Genomic DNA, 24004 nt, shown 5'->3' with positions numbered 1-24004 from the left:
TGTGGAGGGCAAATGAATGAAGCTTGTACCAGCTCAAAAACTACTATTTATTGGTGATTCCGTAACGGATTGTGAGAGAGCGAAACCTGAAGGAGAAGGGTTATTTGGTGCTCTAGGGAAAGGCTATGTGTCATACGTTGATGCACTGCTGCAGGCAGTCTATCCGGAGTTCGGCATCCGAGTCGTAAATAAGGGAATCAGCGGTAACACCGTTCGCGATTTAAAAAATAGATGGCAAGAAGATGTCATAAATCAAGAACCAGACTGGTTATCAATCATGATTGGCATTAATGATGTTTGGCGGCAGTATGATACGCCTTTCATTAAAGAATGGCACGTATATGCTGACGAATATGAGGAAACGCTGCGTAAGCTTGTTACAGAAACCAAGCCACTCACAAAGGGCCTTGTCCTTATGACTCCGTTTTATATGGAAAGCAATGAACAGGACCAGATGCGGAAAACGATGGACCAATATGGCCAAATCGTTCGAAAAATCGCCGAAGAGACTGGTTGTTTGTTTGTTGATACACAAACGGCTTTTAATGAAGTGTTAAAGGATCTTTATCCTGCAACAATCGCTTGGGATCGTGTTCATCCATCTGCTGCAGGACATATGGTATTGGCCCGGGCATTCTTAAGGGAAATCGAGTTTGAATGGGACCGTATGTAATTTTAATTAATTGAAAAATGATAGTTATTGGAGATGATCAAATGAATTATCGGGAATTAGGAAATACAGGGATCAAGATTAGTGAAGTCAGCTTTGGAACATGGGCGATCGGCGGCTCTTGGGGGAAGACAAGTGACGAAGAGGCATTGAAATCCCTTGACTATGCTATTGGACAAGGTGTTAACTTCTTTGATACTGCCGATGTATATGGGGACGGTCATAGTGAGGAGCTATTGGCAAAAGCTACAAAGGGTAAGGAAGACCAAATCTATATCGCCACAAAGTTCTGCCGGAAAGGGGACATTTTTGACCCGCAAAATTACAGCTATGAAAAAGTAAGTGCCTATTGTGAGGATAGTCTCCGCCGCTTAAAGAGGGAAGCGATTGATTTGTATCAAATTCATTGCCCTGCTACAGAGATTTTGCGGGATGGCAGTGTATTTGAAGTACTAGACCGCCTAAAGCAAGAAGGGAAAATCAAGCAATACGGAGTTAGTGTTGAAACGGTAGAAGAGGGCCTTATTTGTTTGGAAAACCCAAATGTAAAAAGCCTTCAGATTATTTTTAATATCTTCCGTCAGAAGCCATTAGAGGATTTACTTCCTGAAGCCTATAAAAAGGGAGTGGGACTTCTTGTAAGATTACCGCTTGCAAGCGGATTGCTTACAGGTAAATTTACAAGTAACCATGTGTTTGAAGCGGATGATCACCGCCGTTTTAATGAAAATGGAGAGGCTTTTAACGTGGGAGAAACGTTTGCCGGATTGGGTTTCCAAAAGGGTGTGGAATTAGCTGACCAGCTTAAATGGATAGCAGAAGGAAGAACTTCTATGGCTAGTGCTGCCCTACGCTGGATTTTAGATCAAAAAGAGATTACCTGCATCATCCCTGGATTTAAAAACGTGAAACAAGTAGAGCAAAATCTGTCAGCATTGGATACCCAATCGTTTACAGAAGAAGAAAAACAGAAGCTTCAAAGCTTTTACCTGGAAAAAGTAAAGAATTCTATTAGAGGGCCTTATTAATGGTTCGACCTCTAGTGGGGTAGTCAATAGACCTTATTGCCGACCGAGCAAGATGAAAAAAGGGTGCCAAGGGTTGTCAATAGACCTTATTGACGACCGAGCAAGAGAAAAAAGAGTGCCAAGGGTAGTCAATAGACCTTATTGACGACCGAGCAGGAGTAAAAAGAAAGCCAAGGGTAGTCAATAGACGTTATTGACTACCGAGTAGGAGAAAAAAGAGTACCAAGGGTAGTCAATAGACCAGTAAACCTCACAAATAATTACTTTCTATTAGGAGTGAATCCACTTGACCGAGCTAACTATGATTACCGAAGTTTCTACCACTCAAAAAGCAGTAGCCATTACCTTTGATGATGGGCCGAACCCTATTTATACCCCGGAAGTGTTAGAAATTTTTGAAAAGGCAGAGGGAAAAGCTACCTTTTTTATGATTGGCGAACAAATGAAAGAACAACCTGGGATTGTGAAGCTTGTGGCTGAACAAGGTCATGAAATCGGCAATCATACGTACTCTCACCCTAAATTATCTGCGTTAACTCCTGCAGAATGTTTAGCTGAGATTGAATCAAATGAGCAAATGATACGGGATTTGACAGGACAACACCCAGTTGTCTTCCGCCCACCTTATCTCGATTACAATCATGACACGATTTCGATCGTCGAAAGGAAGGGATATTCTATGATTGGTGCCCTTAATTTAGAAGCTCAAGACTGGGAGCAGCCCGGAGTAGAACATATACTATCAGCCTCAAGAAAGTCTGTGAAAAATGGAAGTATCTTAATTTTCCATGACGGTTATGGAGATCGTTCTCAAACCATACAAGCGGTGAAGAAGCTTGTCTTCGAGCTTAAATCTGAAGGTTATCAGCTTCTAACCGTAAGTGAGCTATTGAACTTAAAAGAAAAAAATAGTGATAGTAAAAAAAGGGCCAAAATTTACTAAATTTTTCTGGTCCTTTTTTTTGCTGTTTGCCCTTATTTTTATACTAAAATAAGTTATGCTTATATTAATTAAAGACTTTTGATAGAAGGTGGCCAAATGCTTTCAAAATTGCAGAAATGGAATACAATGAGAAATCAAATTTTAGTCGTCTTTTTAATTGTCATGGCCATTGTTTTATTAATTGTTGGTAGTTTAACTTTTAATCAAGTTTCCAATATGCTGAAAAATAATGGAGAAAAGCAAATCCAGCAAACAGCCATTGAGGCAAATGGAAGATTGGAATCACTATATGAACAAGTGAATACGGCCTCAAAACTTGTCATGACAAATGATAAAATTCAAGGGATTTTATCAAAGGCATATTTAGGAAGAAAAGTAAGTTTTGCTGAACTTCAAGAAGCAAAGGGAACGGTTAATACCATTCAAGCTAATACGGAAGGGATTTTCTCGTTCGAGATTTTTACGAAAAATCAGAATCGCTTGTTACCAAATGATGACTCCAGTTTAGCTGCCCGGATTGGCAAGCGTTGGATTGCCCAAGCAGATGAAGCAAAGGGACGTTTGGTTTGGATAGGGGAAGATCCTCATAATTCAGATTATATTTTAGCCCTTAGACGAGTGAATCTCATGGGGAATGACTATGGTAAAGGAGGTTATCTCCTTGTTAGGATTTATCATAATTATTTTCAATTTGCAAACCAAGACGATAATGATACCAATCAATATTCTATTTTACTAGACAAAGATTTAAAGCCCATTTTGTCAAACTATACTGGTTCGCCTGCTCCCATTATAAACAATGATGAGTCGATTATTTCCCTGGACCATAAGGATTATATGGTTACAAAACAATCTTCAAAAGATACCGGATGGACTCTTATTATTTTAACACCTGTTAAAGCGCTTACTAAAGGGATTAATGTCTTGAGAATGGGGATTATTATTTCAGGAGTCATAGGGTTTTTTATCTTTTTTATCAGTTCATTATTTCTATCAACCATCATTACAAGACCCATTATTAAACTGACAAAAACGATGCAAAAAGCGAGCGAAGGTTCTTTATCCTTAAATCCTTATGTCCCAACAGTAAATGAAATCAACGAATTAAATAGTACCTATAACCAGCTTGTTAAAGAAACCAATCATCTTATAAAAATGGTTTACCAAAAAGAAATCATTCGCAGTCAAAGCGAACTAAAGGCACTACAGGCACAGATTAATCCACATTTTCTATTTAATACATTAGACGCTCTTAGATGGTCACTGGATGATAAAGAAGAAGAGGAACTTGCAGACCTAGTCATTGCGATGTCCAACTTATTTCGTTATACCATCACGAAACAATCTGATAGCGATTGGGTATCCATCAAAGAAGAAATTAACCATATTGAGGATTATCTGGACATTATGAAAATGCGTTTTGGAGACCAGTTAAACTGGAATTTGAATATAGCTTCAGAGTGGGATGATGTAAAAATACCCAAATTATTAATTCAGCCTTTGGTGGAGAATGCGGTCCTTCATGGGGCTGGGAATACAGTCAGGCCATGTACCATTACTGTATCAATTCAACCTTCAATCGATCAGCAGTCCCTCGAAATACTTGTACATGATGATGGCCCTGGAATGAGTCAGGAAAAGTTAGATGTTGTTAAACGCTCCATGACGGAAGGAGGCGGCCCTTCGATAAAAGGAAATGGGATGGCGATGTCCAATGTTTTTAAACGCCTTCTATTATACTATCATGCTCATTTAAAAAGGGGCTTGACGATTTCAAGTGAAGTAAATATTGGCACAACCATTTCTTTTGAAATACCCGTAAAGATGGAGGAGACCCGAGTTGTATAGACGAACGATTTTAATAGTTGATGATGAACCAAGAACCCGGCAAGGACTTAAGAAAACATTGGATACATGGTCAAAAGGGGAATACCAAATAATTACGGCCGCTAATGGGGAGGAAACAATCGAAATTTTGCGTCAGCAAAAGATTGACATCCTATTAACAGACATTCGTATGCCGGAAATGACTGGTTTAGAGCTCCTAAAAATAATCAAAGAGAAAAATATGTCACCTGTGATTATCGTTATTTCTGCCTATTCGGAGTTCGAGTATGCTCATGAGGCACTTCGGCTGGGGGTTATTAACTATTTATTAAAACCAATTAGCAAAAAAAATCTAATGGAAGCAGTGGAGGATGCCGTGAAGGCAGTAGAGAAACAAGAGCGGGCTGGAATGATTGAAAAAGTGGTAGACACTAAACTTGTTGATGCGAACACCCAAAACGCTTCCAATCGGGTACCAATCCGTGAAGCGCTCGATTATATTAATCATCATCTAAAAAATGAACTTACCCAAAAGGAAGTTGCAGATCATGTTCATTTAAATCCAAGTTATTTAAGCGTTTTATTTAAGGATCATGTCAAGCTGACTTTCAGTGAATATGTTACCAGAAGGAGGATCCAACGCGCCAAGGAACTATTAATGTCTACTAATCTTCCAATTGCCGATATTGCGGAGGAATCTGGGTACAAAACGGCTAAATATTTTATTAAGATTTTTAAGGAAATGGAAGGAGAAACACCCAGCGCCTATCGTAAAAACAATAATGAGAAGGCTTTCCAATAATTCGGGTTCTCTTTCCTAAGACCTATTTTCCAACTATCTGAATACTAACCTATCAATCTAAACAATTAAGATAATAATAGGTCATGGAGGAATAACCATTGTTTAATAAGAAAATGATTTCAGTATTGGTAACCTTGGTCATGCTTGCTGCGTTAATGATGGCTGGCTGTTCCTCTTCCGGTTCGTCTGGTGAAGGAAGTGCTCTAAGCACTAATAAGAAAGTGATTCATTTCATGCATATATGGCCGGAAGGCAGTTCGAATGCTCAGTATTCAATCGTGAAAAATATCATTACTGCTTATGAAAAACAACATCCTGATGTAAAAATTGAAACAGAAATTGTTAGCTCTGATCAATATAGGGATAAGCTTAAAGTTTTAGCTACTGCCAATGAATTACCAGACATTGGGATGACATGGTCAGATGGTTTTATTAAACCATACGTAAAAGGTGACATGTTAGAGCCATTAGACGATATTGTTAATCGAGATCCAGATCTTAAAGATGCGTTTATTCATGGTGTAAAAGAATCGTATGCGGTTAATGGAAAGACTTATGGACTGCCCTTAGAAATGAACATTTCCTATGTTTTCTATAACAAAGAAATATTCAAGAAATATAATCTTGAAGTACCTAAAACATTTGAAGAATATAAACATGTCGTGAAAACATTAGTAGAAAATGGAGTGATCCCTGCAGCCGTAGGAGCTAAGGATGGATGGCCGGCATCCTTCTGGTTTATGTATCTAGCAGACCGTATTGGCGGACCAACCATTTTAACAGATATTGTTCATGGGAAAGCCAAGATGGATGACCCTGCTATTTTAAAAGCAGCACAAGAAGTTCAAAACTTAATTGATATGGGCGGTTTTATAAACGGGGCCAGTGCCTTATCATATGAAGATGCAAAAGGGTATTTCATGAATGAAAAAGCAGCCATGTTCCTAACGGCAACTTGGGAATTACCGAACTATACAACCAACCATGATGTAAAACAAGAGCTTAAAGAACGAATCGGCTATTTTAAATTCCCGCTGTACGAAGGCGGTAAAGGGACAGATCACAACAGCTTTGTCGGTGGTCCTGGTGTAGGTTTATTCGTAGCGAAAGATTCTAAGGTTAAGAAAGAAGCGAAAGATTTTGTTGGATTCTTCGTAAAAGAATGGGGCAAAAAATCAGTTACAGATGCAGGTGTCATTCCAGCAACAAAAGTGGACACATCAAACTTGAAACTTTCTCCGATTAACATGGATATATTAAAGGATTTGAGTGAAACTTCCAACGTAACAACTTATTTTGATACTCAAACCAGCCCAGCTGTCTCTGAATTACACCATGAATTAATTACAGCTCTATTTGGAAAACAAGTTACACCAAAAGAGTTTGTTAAACAACAAGCAGAAATTCTTGCTAAAGAACAAGAGTAGTTTAGTATAGTCATTCCTTAAGTATAGAGGGCATACAGGTTATGCCCTCTATAAATTTTAGAAGAGAGCCTTATTTTATTCTAATAAAAAAGAAATTTTTTTCTTAATTATTGTTTTATGGAAAATATTTTGATAATATTTTAATAACTTAGTTTGATTGATGGACAAACTAAGTTATTAAATACTAAGTTTTAAGGAATGGTGAAAATGAGCCTAGCAAAAGAAGAAGTTTTTAAGAGTAATATACAAACAGAGAAAATTCACTTCAAAGAGAAAGTTGGCTATGCATCTGGTGACCTAGCCTGTAACTTAATTTATCAAACGGTTTCAACCTATCTTCTCTTCTTTTACACGGATGTGTTCGGTATTTCTGCTGCAGCTGCTGGAACCATGTTTTTAATCGTTCGCGGTATTGATGCTTTAAGTGATCCATTTATTGGAACCATTGTAGATAAAACCAATACAAAGTATGGTAAATTTAGACCATTTCTTTTATTTGGTGCGATACCCTTTGCTTTATTAGCTATTCTTTGTTTTACCACACCGCAATTTGGAGGCTGGGGTAAACTTGTATATGCTTATATTACGTATATTGGTTTATCGATCACCTATACTTGTATTAATGTACCATATAGTGCACTTACTTCAGCAATAACAAGGGATAGTAAAGAAGTAGTTGATTTAACTTCAACCCGTATGTTTTTTGCTAATTTAGGTGGTTTGATCGTTTCTTTTGGTGTTCCGTTGTTAGCGAGTTTTATTGGAGATTCGACTAGTACAAAAACAGGCTGGCAAATGACAATGACTATTATGGGGATTTCCGGCGCCCTTTTATTACTATACTGCTTTAGGAATACAAAAGAACGAGTAAAAATAAAAGAAGTCCATGGAAAAATTAAATTTGCTGACATTTTTGAGCAATTTAGAGTGAATCGCCCGCTTGTAATTCTATGTGTCTTTTTTATTCTTATTTTCGGAATTAACTCCATTAGTAATTCTGTCGGTATCTATTACGTAACTTATAATGTCGGACGACCTGATTTAGTTAGCTGGTATGGAATGTTAGGAAGCTTGCCAGCCCTACTCCTTATGCCATTCCTGCCTGTTCTGAATAAGAAATTAGGGAAGAAGAACTTAATGAGAGTCTCATTATCTTTAACCATTGTTGGAACTCTTGCTTTACTGGTTATTCCAACAACAGCGATTCCACTTATCTTAGCGGCACGCTTAATAGCTGCGGCAGGCAGCTTAATTGCCGGAGGCTTTATGTGGGCGCTAATTCCGGAGACTATTGAATATGGCGATTATAAAACAGGCAAGCGTTTAGGTGGATTAATTAATGCTATGATTGGTTTCTTCTTTAAATTTGGAATGGCGTTAGGCGGAATTGTACCTGGTTTGGTTCTTCAGCAATTTGGTTATGTTGCCGACCAAGCACAAACACCACATGCTTTAACAGGAATTTTAATTACAACGGCAGTCATTCCGGCTGTATTATTAGCAGTAGCCTTAATGGTTATCAACTTTTATGAACTTGACGAACAGAAGTATGCCGAAGTTGTCAAAGCTTTAGAAATGAGAGATAAGATAGGCAGTTTTAAGCGTTAAATTTACTATAAATAAGGGGGGTGCCGAAATGGATTCACAGGGTAAAAAAATGAAGATTGATGCTGAAAAGTTTGCCTACACAGTTATTTCTTCACAGAATGTTGAAAGCGATTTACCAGAGGAAATAGCCAAAAATAAATTAACCATTTTTTTAACTTCTTATTGGCTAGCAGAGAGGTTTAATCAATTAGAAGCTCAATCTTTTGAAAATATGGAAAGAAAAGATTACGAAGACCTGCTGTTGAAACTTTCTGGATTTAGATCGCTTTGATAGATTTATGGGCGCTCTCAGCTATTTTTAGCTGGGAGTTTTTTATTGTTAAAAACAATAATGAAAAGGCTTTCTAAAAAAAGTGGTATTTTTCCTAATCGTTGTGACCTATTTTCAAAACTATCAGAATGTTAAGCTTTAAATGTAAACAAACACACAATTAAAGGTCATAGGGGGAATAACAATTGTTTAAAAAGAAAACGATTTCAGTCTTGATGTCCTTAGTAATGCTAGCAGCCTTAGCACTTGCTGGCTGTTCTTCATCAAGTTCGTCAAGTGAAGAAAGCGCTTCAAACGGCGGCAAGAAAGTTATTAAATTTATGCATTTATGGCCGGAAGGCAGTTCAAATGCTCAGTTCTCCATCGTTAAAAATATTATTAGCGATTATGAAAAACAGCATAAAGATGTAAAAATTGAAACAGAAATTTTAAGCCCTGATCAATACAGAGACAAGCTTAAAGTATTAGCTTCATCTAATGAATTACCTGATATTGGTATGACATGGTCAGATGGATTTATTAAGCCTTACGTAGAAGGTGACATGTTAGAGCCATTAGACGATGTCGTAAATAACGATCCTGATCTTAAAGACGCTTTTATCCCTGGTGTAAAAGAATCGTATGCGGTTGATGGAAAAACTTATGGTCTGCCATTAGAATTAAACATCTCCTATGTATTCTATAACAAAGAGATTTTCAAGAAATATAACCTTGAAGTTCCTAAGACATTTGAAGAATATAAAAATGTAGTGAAAACATTAGCGAAAAATGGAGTTACCCCTGCTACTGTAGGAGCTAAAGATGGCTGGCCAGCATCCTTCTGGTTTATGTATCTAGCAGATCGTATCGGTGGACCTACGATTTTAACAGATGTTATTCATGGAAAAGCAAAAATGACTGACCCTGCTATTGTAAAAGCAGGTCAAGAAGTTCAAAACTTAGTCGATATGGGCGGATTTGAAAAAGGTGCCAGCGCTTTATCAAATGAAGATGCAAAAGGTTACTTTATGAATGAAAAAGCAGCGATGTTCTTAACCGCTACTTGGGAATTGCCAAACTATACTACAAGCCCTGATGTTAAACAAGATTTTAAAGATAAGATTGGCTACTTTAAATTCCCAACTTATGAAGGAGGTAAAGGTACAGACATTAACAGTTTTGTTGGCGGCCCTGGCGTTGGTTTATTCGTAGCGAAGGATTCTAAAGTGAAGAAAGAAGCAAAAGATTTTGTTGGATTCTTAGTTAAAGAATGGGGTAAAAAATCAGTTACTGATGCTGGTGTTATACCTGCAACGAAAGTAGACACATCTAGTTTGAAACTTTCTCCAATGTACATTGATATCTTGAAGGATTTGAGTGAAGCATCAAACGTTACGACTTATTTTGATACTCAATCCAGCCCAGCTGTATCTGAATTACACCATGATTTAATGACAGCTCTATTTGGAAAACAAATTACGCCGAAAGACTTTGCTAAACAACAGGCAGATGCTCTTGCTAAAGAACAAAAGTAATTAGGCGTAATTCATTCTCTTAAAGATAGAGGGCATACAAAATATGCCCTCTATCTAATTTAGACTAGCTAGCTTCAGCGCCTAGGGGCGACAGGCTTTTAAGTAGAAGGGAGTATAAGTAATGAAAAACGTAATGTCGAACAAGTTAGCCATCACCCTTTATGTACTTCCCGCGTTACTTCTTGTTCTGCTTTTAATTTATATCCCAATCGTTCAGACCGGTTATTATGGGTTAATGGATTGGAACGGCATCGGTAAAATGAAGTTTATCGGTTTGGAGAATTACAAAAATCTAATCCATGACAAAATGTTTTGGCAGAGTACATGGCATTCCTTATTACTCGGTATTTTCTCCACAATCAGCTTGATTGGTTACTTAATTTTATCGTTAATCCTGGCAAGTAAGATAAAAGGTGCTAACTTTTTAAGAAAAATCTACCTCATTCCAATGTTGTTATCATCCGTTGCGATTGCACAGTTATGGGCAAAGATATTTGACCCATCTAACGGAATGATCAACAGATTGTTAATGATGTTTGGTGTGGAAAATCCTCCGCTTTGGTTAGCGGATTCGAACATCGTTTTATATGCCCTGTTTATTCCGATTGTTTGGCAATACGCTGGTTTTTATATCATCATTTTTTATGCTGCATTAAAAAATGTTCCAGAAGAACTGATTGAAGCGGCGAAAATAGACGGAGCCACAGCGATTCAAATTGCTTATAAAATTAAAGTTCCTCTCATCGCAGGGGTTATAAAAGTAATGGTCATTCTAGCTATTGTGGGTTCATTAAAGTATTTTGACTTAATTTTCGTCTTGACTGGCGGCGGCCCTAACCATGCGAGTGAGGTTATGGCATCCTATATGTATACAGAAGCATTCACTAAGTATAATTTTGGTTATGGAAGTGCCATTGGATTTGGTTTACTAGTTATCTGTATGCTAATGACCTGGTTAATTCAAAAACTATTGTCTACTAAAGATGTGGATTATTAAAAAAGGGGAGTGAATAAGATGAGCAAAGTTGCATATGAAAGACAAACACATTCGACCCTATCGGCTTCATATAAAACTAGTAATACGCTTGGGAAAAAAATTGGCTACGGTATTCTTTATTTGATTCTGGGAATTATCGCGATTGTTCAGGTTTACCCATTAATCTGGTTATTCCTTTTTTCCTTAAAAACTAATCAAGAGGTCTTTGGCATGTCCCCATTTTCATTCCCTCATGATCCACAATGGGGCAACTATCTAAAGGCTTGGACAGCTGGGCACATTGACGCCTACTTTTTTAATAGTGTGATCTACACCGTAGTAGCTGTTGTGCTAACCGTTATTCTTGCCAGCTTTGTAACATTCGCGATTACAAGAATGCAATGGAAGCTTAGTGGGTTGGTTATGGGGCTGTTTATGGCGGGATATATGATTCCACTTCACTCAACACTAATCCCATTATTTAATACCTTTAAATCTGTCCATTTAATCGATAATCCTATTTCTGTCATATTATCTTATGTAGCGTTCAACTTACCTATCACCATCATGATATTAAGCGGTTTTTACAAATCCCTTCCACGGGAGGTAGAAGAAGCTGCAGTAATAGATGGCTGTTCGATTCATCGTATCTTTTTTCAAATTACACTCCCAATGACAGTTCCTGTACTCTCAACAACTGTGATCATTAACATGATTTATAACTGGAACGAATTCGTCTTTGTTAATACTTTCTTAAGCTCTGATAAATGGAAGACTATCACAGTTGGGGTTAATAACTTTGTAGGACAATATTTAACAGATTGGGGCGCGATTGGTGCAACCTTAATGATAAGTATTATTCCAGTTTTAATTGCTTTCTTTGTTCTTAGTGACCGAATTGTGGAAGGCATTGCGGCTGGATCTGTTAAAGGATAATAATAAGTTATCAAAAAGAAGCTGATTCAAAAACCAAGGATCAGCCCTTTTTTTATTAGAAAAAGATGTGTAGAAACTATATTTAGACTTGGAAAATTAAAGTTAAAAAGCCTGCAGGTTTCCCTTAATCTACCGACCTTGACTTAATGTTTTTGTGCAAATGCACAAATATATTTGTTGCATCGACTATACCAAAATAACAGTCAATAGATTAATATGATTTTAGAAAGCGCTTTACTGATTTTGTTAAACGTCTATTATAAAAAGGAAAGGGGGCGGAATCATGGACAAAGATTTTGTCATCGTATTAGCACCAGATTCATTTAAAGAAAGTATGACAGCAAAAGAAGCATGTGAAGCAATGGAAAGAGGAATCAAGAAAGTAAATCATCAGATTACGTGCATTCAAGTTCCAATGGCGGATGGCGGAGAAGGCACGATGCAATCGCTGGTTGATGCTACTGGTGGTGAAATACATACGGAAAAAGTTATAGGTCCTATAGGAAATGAAGTGGAAGCCCCCTATGGGATTTTAGGAGATGGTAAAACTGCAATCATTGAAATGGCCAGTGCAAGTGGACTTCATTTAGTACGAAAAGAAGAAAGGAATCCGCTTGTTACCACCACCTACGGTACAGGTCAATTAATAAAAGCCTGTTTAGATAAGGGGATAAATAAACTATTAATTGGTATCGGCGGAAGTGCTACAAATGATGGCGGAGCTGGGGTAGTACAAGCTTTAGGCGGTAAACTGCTCGATGCAAATGGCGAAGAGCTGGGTTTTGGCGGGGGGGAGTTAGGCCGCTTGGCAAGAATCGATCTGACACATTTTGATCCGCAGATAAAGGATATTAGCCTTGAAGTAGCCTGTGATGTTAATAACCCGCTTTGTGGAGAACAAGGAGCATCCGTTGTGTTTGGACCACAAAAAGGTGCGACACCCGAAGTGGTGGAACTATTAGACAAAAATTTAATGAATTACGCAAATATTATTAAAGCACAATTTAATATAAACCTCCTCGATGTACCTGGAGCTGGCGCAGCAGGCGGCTTGGGTGCTGGACTCATGGTGTTCTTAAATGGAACTTTAAAAAAAGGCATTGATATGGTTATCGAATATGCGTCGCTGGAAGAGAAAGTTAAGGATGCAGATATGGTCTGGACTGGTAAAGGCAGTATAGACTTCCAAACTAAATTTGGAAAAACCCCTTTTGGGGTGGCTTCACTTGCTAAGAAATATCATAAGCCAGTGGTGGCATTCGCTGGAAAAGTCGGTGAAAATATCGATTCCTTGTACGAGAAGATTGATTCTATTTTAAGCATTATGCAAGGAGTGAGTTCACTGGAGGAAGCATTAGCAAATGGTCAGCAAAACTTGAAAAGAACCTCTGAAAATGCGATCAGGTTAATGAATTTGGTGAGGTAAATGTGATTGAACTAGGTCATAAAATGAGTTCTGCCCTATTTATTAAATAGTTTAGCAGGTTTAAACTAATAGTGAATAGCTGGTAAGAAAAGGTGATGTCATGAAACTATCAAAACCAATAGCTGAAAAGGTCACAAAGGAAATGATGAAGATCATACCCTACAATATTAATCTAATGGATGAAAAGGGGGTGATTATTGGGAGTGGAGATAAACAACGGATAGGATCATTGCATAAGGGGGCATCAAAGGTCATTGCCCAAAAGAGCATCAATGAGATTTATACCGAAGGCGACGGGATGAAGCCTGGCGTCAATGAGCCTATTGTTATTAACGGTGAGATTATTGGGGTAATTGGGATTACAGGGCATCCTGATGAAGTGAGGCCCTTTAGTAAGCTTGTTGGGGCAACCGCAAAACTTCTAATCGAACAGGAAACCATAAATAAGAAAGCACAGAATGACAGAATCAAGCGCGAGACATTTTATCATGAATTATCCTATCGAAAAACAAGCTATGATGACGAATTTTTACAACAAGGAAAAATGTATGGTATTGACCTAACAAGAAAATGTCAAGCCATATTAATTAAAGGGAATTTACATTCAAAAGACATGAAGGCGTTTTTTGATGGGTTTAGGCATTTTTTCACCATCGACAATAGCAAGAGGGTCCTGTTTATCACAGAACCTAGCAGCTTTAAGGAAGTAGTAACCGATTTATTAGTAAATAAGGAAATAGAAAAAGTAGCGATCGGTGAAAAGGAGGAATTTGCCGCCATTTCACTGGAACAGGCTGCCAAAGCATTGTCAGTTGGCGTGAAAATAAAACCCTCAGAAAAGGTCTATTTTTATAATGATTTAAAGTTATTTATACATCTGGCTTCCGATCACAGAGATCATCATAGTTCCAGCATATCGGTCTTAGATAGTTTAGGAAACGATCAGGAGCTGTTCCATACATTGCAAGTATACTTGGAGGAAAATGGTGATATTAACAATACAGCTAATAAACTAAAAATTCACAGAAATACATTGAATTATAGGTTGGAAAAAATAGGGGATTCAACAAAGAAGAATCCCAAAGTCATTCTAGAATTATTTGAATTAATATGTTCAATTATTTGGTATAAGTGAATACGTGAAGGATTGGGTAACTCTAGCCATCCTAATGTTAAACTGCCGATAAGATTTTTATCTTAAAGAGGAGAGAAAAGGGAGGAGAAGGATTCTTTAATGTCACTTTGTTTGTACGTAAGACAAACAAAGATGTCTAACTTTGGAGAAGACCGGGGTTCCCGCTTCATTATATATATATATGATTGATTACAAAAAGGAGGATTAGAATGAATACAAGTCTTGCTAAAAAAATAACAGTAATACCAACAGGAAAAATTAACATGAAGGAAAAAATCGGATATGCCACTGGGGATTTAGCTTGTAACTTCATTTATCAAACAGTAAGTAGTTATCTATTATTCTTCTATACGGATGTATTTGGAATTTCGGCCGCAGCTGCAGGGTTTATGTTTCTGATTGTTCGTATGATTGATGCAGTAGCTGATCCACTTATTGGAACATTTGTTGATAAAACAAATACTAAATACGGAAGATTTCGTCCATACCTTTTATATGGTGCCTTTCCATTTGCAGGCGTAGCGATTCTTTGTTTTACCACTCCTGCGTTTTCTGATCCTATGAAACTAGTGTATGCCTATATTACTTATATTCTGCTATCGATCACATATTCAGTAGTTAACATTCCTTATGCCGCGCTTACTTCAGCCATTACTCAAGATAACAAAGAGGTTGTCAGTTTAACCTCCGTCAGAATGTTATTCTCCAATACTGGTGGCTTAATTGTTTCTTTTGGAGTACCGCTTTTAGCCGGACTTTTTACAAATGCAACTGGAAAAACAAGTACTGGATGGCAAATTACCATGTCAATCATGGGAGTTTTAGGCGCCCTTCTATTAATTTACAGCTTCATGAATACAAAAGAACGAGTACAAATTAATCACTCCAAAGAAGCAAAAGTTAATTTTAAAGATATCTTTCTTCAATTAAAGGCCAATCGTCCGCTAGTCATCGTATGCTTTTTCTTTATTCTTAATTTCGGTGTTAACTCCATCGTCAACTCTGTTGGAATTTATTATGTCACTTATAACGTTGCAAGACCTGATTTAGTCAAGTGGTATGGTTTAATGGGAACGCTTCCTGCACTCATCCTTATGCCATTAATGCCAATGATGTATAAATGGATGGGGAAGAAAAAGTTACTATTTACAGCTTTAATTTTGAAGGCAATTGGCTTAATCGCTTTATTTGTTATTCCTGCATCCATGGTTCCGCTTGTATTCGCAGGGCGTTTAGTTGCTGCATTAGGTACCATCACGGCAGGTGCCTTTACTTGGGCATTAATTCCCGAAACAATTGATTATGGTGAATATAAGACTGGCAAACGTGCAAGCGGTGTCATTTATGCATTAGTCGGATTCTTCTTTAAGTTTGGTATGGCCATCGGAGGTATTATTCCAGGTTTGATCTTGGCCAACTTCGGTTATGTTGCCAATCAAGCCCAAACACCAACCGCATTAAATGGTATTTTGGTTACAATGACCGCCATTCCGGCAGTATTTGTTATTATCGAGCTTGTGGCCATATACTTCTACAACTTGGATGAAAAAGAACATAAAAGAGTATTGGCTGAATTAAAGGCGAGAGGATAAATAGGTTGTTTTTACAATACAAAGAATTGGACACTTGTTCAACATTGAAAGGAAGGAAATACAGATGGAATTGCTTCAGGTAAGAAATAATAAAATTACGGATTCAACTGGAAATCCAATTCAACTTCGAGGAACTTGTATTGGCGGCTGGATGAATATGGAGGACTTTATTAATGGCTATACAGGAACGGAACATGCCCTCCGTCACACTGTTTCCGAAGTCATTGGAAAGGAAAAGGCAGAATATTTATTCGACCGGCTGCTGCACTATTTCTTTGGTGAAGACGATATTGAGTTTATTAAGAGCTGGGGAGCAACCACCATTCGCATTCCTTTAAATTATCGTCATTTTGAGGATGATGAAGCACCTTTTACTTACAAGGAATCGGGATTTACTCGCCTGGATAAAATCATTGATCTTTGTGAAAAGCATGGACTTTACGTGATTCTTGATCTTCACGCCGTGCAGGGGTTCCAAAATACCCACTGGCATTCAGATAATGATGTGCGTCATAGCCTTTTCTGGCATGACAAAACGTATCAAGACAGATTTATTGCTCTGTGGGAAGAGTTTGCTCGCCGTTACAATGGAAGAGCTGTAATTGCAGGGTATAACGTCATGAATGAACCTTGTGTGAATACTCCGCACGGCGATTTTCCACATACATTCTTTGGGAATTATAAACCGGATTGGGAAAGGATGAATCGGGTCTACAGACGGGTAGTGGAAGCGATTCGGAAAATCGATCCTGACCACATCATTTTCCTTGAAGGGGATAACTATTCCAAACTGTTTGATGGTTTAGAAGCTCCGTTTACTAAAAATTTGGTCTACAGCAGTCATAATTATACGGCAGCTGGATTTGGACCAGGGCAGTACCCAGGAGTGGCCGATGCAAAAACGGCTCGCGTAGAGAGTGGCAAGTATTGGGATAAATCTGTCCAAGAGGAAGTATTTTATAACCATGGAGGTACTAAGTTTGCAGAGAAATATGATGTTCCTCTTTGGGTGGGTGAGTTTGGCTCCGTATATAATGGACCAGAACAGGAGATTCCAGATCGTTTAAGTGCCATGGATGATCAGATTTGTATCTTTGAAGAATTTGGCGCACATTGGACGACTTGGACGTATAAAGATGTTGGGGTTATGGGTTTAGTGACGCTTGACCCGAATTCAGAGTATATGCAGAAGGTTGCTTCAATTTTAAAAATGAAACTTGCATTAAATACGGATGATTGGATGATTTGGCTTCCGGGGTTTAAGGCAAGAGAATCAGTTGAGGAGTTAGCCAGCCATTTGGAAGAGGTTGTCAACCCGGAAATGTCTAATAGCTTTAATCTTTCCAGCCTATCACAAGCCGTTTTTACCATTTATGCCGGTGCTCTGATCCAGCCAGAGTATGCGAAAATTTTTAAAGATTTATCGGAAGAAGAAATTGACCTTGTTATGCAGTCATTTGCCTTTAAAAACTGTAAGATTAACGAAGGCTTGCTTACTATATTGAAAAAACATACAAACGAAAAAATTCAATTGGGAAATGGTTGATTTTTGAAAAAACTTAAGAGAAGGCTGATTTTAAAAGGGTGATCGTAAAGACCCTTTGAAATCAGCTTTCTCTTTATGCCTATTTTCATAACTAGCGGAATAGGTAAAAACTGACTGGCTTATTTCCTGTGCGTAAGGTGTCTTTACAGAATAGAAATATAGAATTAAGTGGATATAAGATATGATAGAATCTTAGGGAGGTTAGTTTATTGGATATACAAACTTTAAATTAGATGATATAATATTCTGAAAGTTGTAGGCTCCATCATTTCCCTGCGAGGGGGGATGGGTAAAAAGATTAGCCCGAGAATATTGAGTACGGCAGGATCTCTCAGGATCAGATAATCTCTGCAATTTTTTGTTTAGAAAATGTGAATTAATAGGAAATGTAAGTGAAACGTGGTAGAGAGAAGGACGTTTTTTATAAGTTTCAAAATCTTGGTATTATGATAGATCGAAGAACTTCTTAAAGACAGGAAATTGATATCTATTACATTCTTGTTTAAATAAATGAAAGAGGTGATATCCTATGCAAATGGGCAGAGTGATGGGAGGACTCTTCACTGTAAGTGATTGGATTTGGAAGCTGGCTTTGGTAAATATCTTATGGATTTTTTTTACATTAACCGGATTTATAGTTCTTGGGATCATCCCCGCAACTGTGGCATTATTCACAGTGGTAAGGAAGTGGCACATGAAAGAAACGGATATCCCTATTTCTCGAATCTTTTTTAATACCTATAAAAAGGAGTTCCTACGTGCAAATTTAGTGGGACTACTAATAGGGGCAATCGGCTTTTTCCTATTTATTGATTATAGACTTGTTATGGCAATAGGGGGAACCGTTCAAAGCATTCTGTCCATTCTTTTATTAATCCTTATTGGATTGTTTTTGATCACCCTGCTATATCTTTTTCCTGTCTACGTCCATTTTGAATTAAAGTTTTTTCAATACTTTAAATACGCGTTTTATATCGGGACTCTTAATATACACATTACCATTTTGATGGTAGCAGTCCTTCTATTATTAAGTTTTCCGTTATCCTTTTTCCCAGGATTTATTCCATTTTTTTCGGTTAGTCTAATGTCCATTGTGATGATGTTTGGTGCGACAATGGCTTTTAAGCGTATTGAAAAAAAACAAAAGAAATTTAGTGCTTGAAAATTAAAAATATAGTTAGAAACTGACCCAAAGATTAGTTCTTAGGGTTATTTTTTTAGAACAATATTATTTTTATCCTAATAAAATTTGGAGGTTTCAACGCATCGTCAATTTATGAAAGATTTGAAGAAGTAATTTCCTTTTTAATCTTTAACGCCAGAACCTTAGAATATATCAATGATATATTTGAAAACGTCAATGCATAGAAGGAATAATTATTTTATTATTCTATTAAATAGGTTGAAAACGCTTTAGTTGCAGAAAAAGCTAGGAAAAGTCGAAAACGTATTAATAGGAAAGGGAGTGTTAAGAGAATTGTAAGTCTTAGATTTTTTGAGAAAAAAATAAAAAGGAGAGAAAAATTTATGAAAAAACTCTTAACATCAGTGTTAGCTGGGGCATTAGCACTGTCTCTAACTGCTTGTGGAAGCAATAGTAGTCAGACTAGCAGCAAAAGCGATGGGAAAACGATTTCTGGCGAACTCATTATTATGGGCTGGGGTGGCGGAGAAGAACTCCAGGCCAGAAAACAAGCTACAAAAGTATTTGAAAAATTGTATCCTGATGTGAAAGTTAAAGAAATATGGCTTCCAGCAGATAGTGTTGATCAGAAGCTTGATGCTGCACTTGCAGCAGGGAATGCTGCTGATGTTATTATGATGTCTCCTGACTGGAAAGGTCTTCGTTCAAAATGGTTAGAAGATTTGAATCCTTACTTGAAAAAGGACAATATCAATGTTGCAGATTTTACACCAGGGGCAGATGATGGGTATGTAGATCCGGATGGAAAACGGGAAGGAATGCCAACCACAGAATCAGATTTCATGTTTGCTTACAATAAAGAAATTTTCGATAAAGCCGGAGTTCCATATCCTACGAAAGATTGGACATGGGATGATTTTAAGAATGTTTCAGAGAAAGTTTCTTCAGGTTCAGGAGCTAAAAGGACCTATGCTATTGTATCACATTGGATTAATCATAGTTTTGCATCTTACCCGTATGGCGGCAGTCCATATAACAGTGATTGGACCAAACAGACTGTAGATGATCCAAAAACAATAAAAGGGTTGCAGTTGTTTAGTGACCTCATAAAATCAAAAGCGTTACCTGATGATTCTGCATCTAAAAGTATACCTATGGACCAGATGTTTGTATCAGGAAAAGCGGCCATGTACCCATTAGGATTGTTTGAGGCTAAAGACATAGCCCAAAAAATAGGGAATAGCTTTAAATGGGGTATTGTTTTGCCTCCTAAAGATCCGAATGGAAAAAATACGAATATTAAATTTCAAACAGGCTTTGGTATGAATAAGGCATCAAAGAACAAGAAGGCTGCATGGGCGTACATAAAGACCATTTCTATGAATAAAGAAGTAAATGATATCTACGCCAAAGTAGGAATTCCAGCATTGAAGGAATCAGCTGACACCACTTTCAGTAAACTGACTATTCCAAACACGGATTTAAAACAGACTGACTATCTTACTGGATTGGCGGATGCAACTACGAATCCTTGGGGTGGATCCCTTAATAAAGCTGCAGACTTATTCGAACAAATATATCAACAAATTACAACTCAGCAAAGTTCGGCTAAAGACGCTGTGAAAAAATATGCTCCACAAATACAAGCTGCACTTGACGAAGTTCATCAAAAACAAAGTAAATAGTGTAGGTAAGTAAAACCAATGGGAGGAAGACATAAAAGCAACTTCCTCCCTTATAAATTCGTCTCTTGAGGGGTGAAAAAATGAAAAAGAAGAATACTAGTAGTGAAAAAAGGGAAGCTAGGCTATTTTACTTATATACATCACCATTTATTTTGGGTTTTTTAATTTTTACATTATATCCAGCAGTTTATTCCATTATATTGATTTTTACAAATGCAGATATGACTGGTACGGGTGAATTTGTAGGCTTGTCCAATATAAAAAAGGCTTTTACTCAAGATCCTCTATTCTATAAATCTCTATTGAATACTTTATATTATGTAATCGTTTCTGTCCCATTAAGTTTAATACTTTCCTTTTTGGTTGCACTCTTACTAAATCACAAAAAAATAAAGGGAATGGGAATATTCAGAACCACTTTTTATATACCGTATATAACTGCAGGTGTTGCTGTTACATTATTGTGGGGATGGATTTTTAACGCACAATTCGGTCTTATAAACTATGTTCTTTCATTTTTTGGGATAACCGGTCCGAACTGGCTTAGTGATGGTAAATGGGCGATGCCTGCGATTATCATTATGGGGTTATGGACGATTGGCAACTCTATTATCATAACACTTGCTGGGTTACAGGATATACCGGAACAATTATATGAAAGTGCTTCAATAGATGGTGCGAATCGCCTTATAATGATTACGCATATTACCCTTCCTCTGTCAACACCAACATTATTTTTTAATCTAGTAATGGGAATAATAGGTGGATTTCAAGTGTTTATGCAGCCTTTTGTTTTAACAGAAGGAGGCCCTAACTATGCTACCTATACCTATATGATGCATATATATAACAGTGCATTCAAATATGGTGAGATGGGGTATGCTTCAACATTAGCGTGGATCTTATTTATTGTAATCCTGATTATAACTTTAATTGTAAACCGTACTTCTAAATACTGGGTATATTACGAGAATTAATTTTTGGAGGCGGAAAAATGCAGGCAAATGTGGCGATAAAAGAAACGACATTGAATCATTATAAGAATAAAAGAAAAGTTGAAACGATTAATCTTATTATAAGTTATATTATATTGAGCTTATTGGCATTAGTGTTTATATTCCCATTTTTATGGATGATTTCTACTGCTTTTAAAGTACCTTCTGAGGCGTACACAATACCTCCGAAATTAATACCAAAAACATTTACATTGGATAATTTTATTCAGGGATGGCAGTATGCCGATTTTACAAGGTACACATGGAATACCATTATAGTAACTGTTTTAGCAACTTTAGGTGCAGTATTCTCAGCATCTTTAGTTGCATATGGCTTTGCAAGGTTTAAATCACGCTACAGTAACATCCTTTTTACTATTGTGCTTGGAACAATGATGCTGCCTAACCAGGTTCTTTTAATTCCAACCTATATCTTATTTTCGAAACTAGGTTGGCTGGATACATTAAAGCCTCTCATAGTACCCTCATTTTTTGGCGGTGGGGCGTTTAATATTTTTCTTCTGAGACAATTTTTTAAGACCATACCAGCAGAGCTAGATCAAGCTGCTAAAATCGATGGTGCAAATACATTTCAAATTTACTATAAGATTCTATTACCTATAATAAAACCAGCTATGATGTCAGTTGCAGTTATGTCAGTTGCTTTTCATTGGAATGACTTCATGACACCTTTGATTTATTTAAATAGTGACGAACATTTTACGCTTGCTCTAGGTTTGCAGTTTTTTCAGAATTCCTATGGTTCCTCTCAAGTTCAGATGCTTATGGCCGTGTCCTTAATCACGGTAATTCCCTTACTCATCCTTTTCTTCATAGGACAAAGATACTTTGTTCAAGGGATTACGATGTCAGGACTTAAGGGATAATCATTCATATTTGGTTACAAGGAAAAGGTGATTCCAGATGATGTACAAAAACCCGATCATACCGGGATTTAACCCGGATCCGAGCATATGCAGGGTGGGCAATGATTTTTATATTGTTAATTCAAGTTTTGAATTTTATCCAGGTGTTCCAATCTATCATAGCAGGAATTTAGTTAACTGGAATCTTATTGGGTATTGCCTGACGAGAAGATCACAGAATGAACTATTAAACGCACGGGCATCGGGAGGAATTTATGCACCTACCATCCGATACCATAATGACATGTATTACATGACAACAACGAATGTATCTCATGGCGGTAATTTTATTGTACACGCAAAGGATCCAAGTGGGCCCTGGTCGGAACCTGTATGGGTAGACCAGGGAGGAATCGACCCATCCTTATTTTTTGATGATGATGGAACGGTATATTACTGTTCCAATGCAACAGTAGAAGGGAAAATGGGAATCGCACTTTCAATTATTGATCCAATGACTGGAGAAAGATTGTCTCCAATTCAACATATTTGTTCAGGCAGCGGTGGACGTTATCCGGAGGGACCACATTTATATAAAATCAATGATTGGTATTATTTGATGATTACAGAGGGTGGGACTGAATATGGACACATGGAGACCATATTCAGGAGCAGTTCTCCGTGGGGACCTTATGAAGGCTGCCCACACAATCCCATTCTTTCACACAGAGACCGTACATACAGTCCGATACAGTGTACAGGTCATGCTGATATGGTAGAAGATCAAAATGGGAATTGGTGGCTCGTGTGTCTAGGGGTCAGACCATTAAAAGGTATGCTACATAATCTTGGCCGTGAAACCTTTCTTGCTCCGGTCACTTGGAATAGCGATGGATGGCCAGTTATTGGAAATGGTGGTTATATTGAAATGGAAATGAATGGGCCTCTTCCTGAAGAGATTTTCCCACCAAGTGATACTTGGCATGACCATTTTGAGAGCAATAGGTTGGATTTAAATTGGAATTTTATCCGTAATCCAAAAATGGAAAACTATGATTTATCTTCAAGAACGGGCTCAATCAAAATTATCGGAGAAAGTAAAACACTTTCAGAGGATAAAGATTCTCCTTCATTTATTGGAAAGAGACAGCAGCATTTTAACTGTACCGCCGAAGTCATCATGTCTTTTAAAGCCGATGAACAAAACTCTGAAGCCGGCATAACCGCTTACTACAATGATAGTTATCATTATGAAGAATTTTTAACAAAAATAGATGGAGAATATTACGTTTGCCTGAGAAAAAAAGTACATGATATTGACGTTATAACAGATAGGAAAAAGGTTAACTTCAAAGAGGAGATTATTTTCAGAATCAGAAGCGATAGAGATTACTATTATTTTGATTATAAATTTCCTGAGGGAGATTGGGAACACCTGGGCAAGGGAATGACTGCTGGCCTTTGCACTGAGGGAACGCATACCATGACTTTTACAGGTACTTACCTTGGTGTGTATTGTGTAAATGGAAAAGCCTTTTTTGACTGGTTTAAATATACCGGAAAGAATGATTAGTATAGAACTGATTGATCCAAGTATACCTTGGATCAATCAA

20 protein-coding genes are annotated in these 24004 nt (G+C 37.3%); all 20 read left to right on the top strand.

The genetic code is table 11. The features are described 5' to 3' along the window. Window positions 1–16: 16 nt before the first annotated feature. On the top strand, window positions 17–673 hold the full coding sequence (locus AAHB15_RS12525) for an SGNH/GDSL hydrolase family protein (RefSeq protein WP_335573270.1): 657 nt from the start codon (window positions 17–19) through the stop codon (window positions 671–673). A gap of 41 nt (window positions 674–714) precedes the next feature. Beyond that, window positions 715–1698, top strand: coding sequence for an aldo/keto reductase (locus tag AAHB15_RS12520; RefSeq protein ID WP_335573308.1), 984 nt, complete (start codon window positions 715–717; stop codon window positions 1696–1698). Between the two features lie 301 nt (window positions 1699–1999). Beyond that, on the top strand, window positions 2000–2641 hold the full coding sequence (locus AAHB15_RS12515; RefSeq protein ID WP_335573307.1) for a polysaccharide deacetylase family protein: 642 nt from the start codon (window positions 2000–2002) through the stop codon (window positions 2639–2641). 96 nt (window positions 2642–2737) lie between these two features. Next, on the top strand, window positions 2738–4489 hold the full coding sequence (locus AAHB15_RS12510; RefSeq protein ID WP_342042483.1) for a sensor histidine kinase: 1752 nt from the start codon (window positions 2738–2740) through the stop codon (window positions 4487–4489). Further along, window positions 4482–5270, top strand: a complete 789-nt coding sequence (locus AAHB15_RS12505; protein ID WP_335573268.1) for a response regulator transcription factor — start codon at window positions 4482–4484, stop codon at window positions 5268–5270. The genes AAHB15_RS12510 and AAHB15_RS12505 overlap by 8 nt, the downstream gene beginning before the upstream one ends. A gap of 113 nt (window positions 5271–5383) precedes the next feature. Continuing rightward, window positions 5384–6697, top strand: coding sequence for an extracellular solute-binding protein (locus AAHB15_RS12500; RefSeq protein WP_342042573.1), 1314 nt, complete (start codon window positions 5384–5386; stop codon window positions 6695–6697). 207 nt (window positions 6698–6904) lie between these two features. Beyond that, window positions 6905–8305, top strand: a complete 1401-nt coding sequence (locus AAHB15_RS12495; protein ID WP_342042482.1) for an MFS transporter — start codon at window positions 6905–6907, stop codon at window positions 8303–8305. A 28-nt stretch (window positions 8306–8333) separates the two neighbouring features. After that, window positions 8334–8576: a hypothetical protein gene (locus AAHB15_RS12490; protein ID WP_335573264.1), complete on the top strand. Its 243-nt coding sequence runs from the start codon at window positions 8334–8336 to the stop codon at window positions 8574–8576. Between the two features lie 215 nt (window positions 8577–8791). Next, entirely contained in the window at window positions 8792–10090 is a 1299-nt protein-coding gene (locus tag AAHB15_RS12485; protein WP_342042572.1) for an extracellular solute-binding protein, read from the top strand. 121 nt (window positions 10091–10211) lie between these two features. Continuing rightward, on the top strand, window positions 10212–11087 hold the full coding sequence (locus tag AAHB15_RS12480) for a carbohydrate ABC transporter permease (RefSeq protein WP_335573263.1): 876 nt from the start codon (window positions 10212–10214) through the stop codon (window positions 11085–11087). A gap of 18 nt (window positions 11088–11105) precedes the next feature. After that, window positions 11106–12002: a carbohydrate ABC transporter permease gene (locus AAHB15_RS12475; RefSeq protein WP_335573262.1), complete on the top strand. Its 897-nt coding sequence runs from the start codon at window positions 11106–11108 to the stop codon at window positions 12000–12002. A 283-nt stretch (window positions 12003–12285) separates the two neighbouring features. After that, the gene (locus AAHB15_RS12470; protein WP_342042481.1) at window positions 12286–13428 is read left to right on the top strand and encodes a glycerate kinase family protein; all 1143 of its coding nucleotides are present in this window, start codon (window positions 12286–12288) and stop codon (window positions 13426–13428) included. A gap of 100 nt (window positions 13429–13528) precedes the next feature. Next, a complete protein-coding gene (locus AAHB15_RS12465; RefSeq protein WP_335573260.1) occupies window positions 13529–14563 on the top strand; it encodes a CdaR family transcriptional regulator in 1035 nt (344 codons plus the stop codon). Window positions 14564–14772: 209 nt separating this feature from the next. Then, window positions 14773–16155 (top strand): MFS transporter, encoded by a 1383-nt coding sequence (locus tag AAHB15_RS12460; RefSeq protein WP_335573259.1) that lies wholly within the window; start codon window positions 14773–14775, stop codon window positions 16153–16155. Between the two features lie 64 nt (window positions 16156–16219). Then, window positions 16220–17701, top strand: a complete 1482-nt coding sequence (locus AAHB15_RS12455) for a glycoside hydrolase family 5 protein (protein WP_342042480.1) — start codon at window positions 16220–16222, stop codon at window positions 17699–17701. Between the two features lie 529 nt (window positions 17702–18230). Beyond that, window positions 18231–18863 carry a YesL family protein gene (locus tag AAHB15_RS12450; protein WP_335573258.1) on the top strand — a complete coding sequence of 211 codons (633 nt, stop codon included), beginning with the start codon at window positions 18231–18233 and terminating at the stop codon, window positions 18861–18863. A gap of 365 nt (window positions 18864–19228) precedes the next feature. Beyond that, window positions 19229–20530 carry an ABC transporter substrate-binding protein gene (locus tag AAHB15_RS12445; protein WP_342042479.1) on the top strand — a complete coding sequence of 434 codons (1302 nt, stop codon included), beginning with the start codon at window positions 19229–19231 and terminating at the stop codon, window positions 20528–20530. A gap of 80 nt (window positions 20531–20610) precedes the next feature. Next, the gene (locus AAHB15_RS12440; RefSeq protein ID WP_342042478.1) at window positions 20611–21507 is read left to right on the top strand and encodes a carbohydrate ABC transporter permease; all 897 of its coding nucleotides are present in this window, start codon (window positions 20611–20613) and stop codon (window positions 21505–21507) included. A 17-nt stretch (window positions 21508–21524) separates the two neighbouring features. After that, window positions 21525–22412, top strand: coding sequence for a carbohydrate ABC transporter permease (locus tag AAHB15_RS12435; RefSeq protein ID WP_205176864.1), 888 nt, complete (start codon window positions 21525–21527; stop codon window positions 22410–22412). 37 nt (window positions 22413–22449) lie between these two features. Continuing rightward, window positions 22450–23964, top strand: a complete 1515-nt coding sequence (locus AAHB15_RS12430) for a glycoside hydrolase family 43 protein (RefSeq protein WP_335572493.1) — start codon at window positions 22450–22452, stop codon at window positions 23962–23964. Window positions 23965–24004 lie beyond the last annotated feature (40 nt).

The organism is Bacillus sp. OTU2372 (assembly GCF_038440275.1).
Classification (GTDB): Bacteria; Bacillota; Bacilli; order Bacillales; family Cytobacillaceae; genus Neobacillus; species Neobacillus bataviensis_B.
The sequence above is the reverse complement of the archived record's forward strand: the minus strand, read 5'-3'. Positions and strand labels throughout refer to the sequence as shown.

What these genes read in the sequence shown, in the direction of transcription:
- AAHB15_RS12430 (WP_335572493.1), top strand. Translation starts at nt 22,450, where the DNA reads ATGATGTACAAAAACCCGATCATACCGGGATTTAACCCGGATCCGAGC.
- AAHB15_RS12445 (WP_342042479.1), top strand. Translation starts at nt 19,229, where the DNA reads ATGAAAAAACTCTTAACATCAGTGTTAGCTGGGGCATTAGCACTGTCT.
- AAHB15_RS12460 (WP_335573259.1), top strand. Translation starts at nt 14,773, where the DNA reads ATGAATACAAGTCTTGCTAAAAAAATAACAGTAATACCAACAGGAAAA.
- AAHB15_RS12500 (WP_342042573.1), top strand. Translation starts at nt 5,384, where the DNA reads ATGATTTCAGTATTGGTAACCTTGGTCATGCTTGCTGCGTTAATGATG.
- AAHB15_RS12520 (WP_335573308.1), top strand. Translation starts at nt 715, where the DNA reads ATGAATTATCGGGAATTAGGAAATACAGGGATCAAGATTAGTGAAGTC.
- AAHB15_RS12525 (WP_335573270.1), top strand. Translation starts at nt 17, where the DNA reads ATGAAGCTTGTACCAGCTCAAAAACTACTATTTATTGGTGATTCCGTA.
- AAHB15_RS12515 (WP_335573307.1), top strand. Translation starts at nt 2,000, where the DNA reads ATGATTACCGAAGTTTCTACCACTCAAAAAGCAGTAGCCATTACCTTT.
- AAHB15_RS12495 (WP_342042482.1), top strand. Translation starts at nt 6,905, where the DNA reads ATGAGCCTAGCAAAAGAAGAAGTTTTTAAGAGTAATATACAAACAGAG.
- AAHB15_RS12470 (WP_342042481.1), top strand. Translation starts at nt 12,286, where the DNA reads ATGGACAAAGATTTTGTCATCGTATTAGCACCAGATTCATTTAAAGAA.
- AAHB15_RS12485 (WP_342042572.1), top strand. Translation starts at nt 8,792, where the DNA reads ATGTCCTTAGTAATGCTAGCAGCCTTAGCACTTGCTGGCTGTTCTTCA.
- AAHB15_RS12435 (WP_205176864.1), top strand. Translation starts at nt 21,525, where the DNA reads ATGCAGGCAAATGTGGCGATAAAAGAAACGACATTGAATCATTATAAG.
- AAHB15_RS12440 (WP_342042478.1), top strand. Translation starts at nt 20,611, where the DNA reads ATGAAAAAGAAGAATACTAGTAGTGAAAAAAGGGAAGCTAGGCTATTT.
- AAHB15_RS12465 (WP_335573260.1), top strand. Translation starts at nt 13,529, where the DNA reads ATGAAACTATCAAAACCAATAGCTGAAAAGGTCACAAAGGAAATGATG.
- AAHB15_RS12490 (WP_335573264.1), top strand. Translation starts at nt 8,334, where the DNA reads ATGGATTCACAGGGTAAAAAAATGAAGATTGATGCTGAAAAGTTTGCC.
- AAHB15_RS12455 (WP_342042480.1), top strand. Translation starts at nt 16,220, where the DNA reads ATGGAATTGCTTCAGGTAAGAAATAATAAAATTACGGATTCAACTGGA.
- AAHB15_RS12510 (WP_342042483.1), top strand. Translation starts at nt 2,738, where the DNA reads ATGCTTTCAAAATTGCAGAAATGGAATACAATGAGAAATCAAATTTTA.
- AAHB15_RS12475 (WP_335573262.1), top strand. Translation starts at nt 11,106, where the DNA reads ATGAGCAAAGTTGCATATGAAAGACAAACACATTCGACCCTATCGGCT.
- AAHB15_RS12480 (WP_335573263.1), top strand. Translation starts at nt 10,212, where the DNA reads ATGAAAAACGTAATGTCGAACAAGTTAGCCATCACCCTTTATGTACTT.
- AAHB15_RS12450 (WP_335573258.1), top strand. Translation starts at nt 18,231, where the DNA reads ATGCAAATGGGCAGAGTGATGGGAGGACTCTTCACTGTAAGTGATTGG.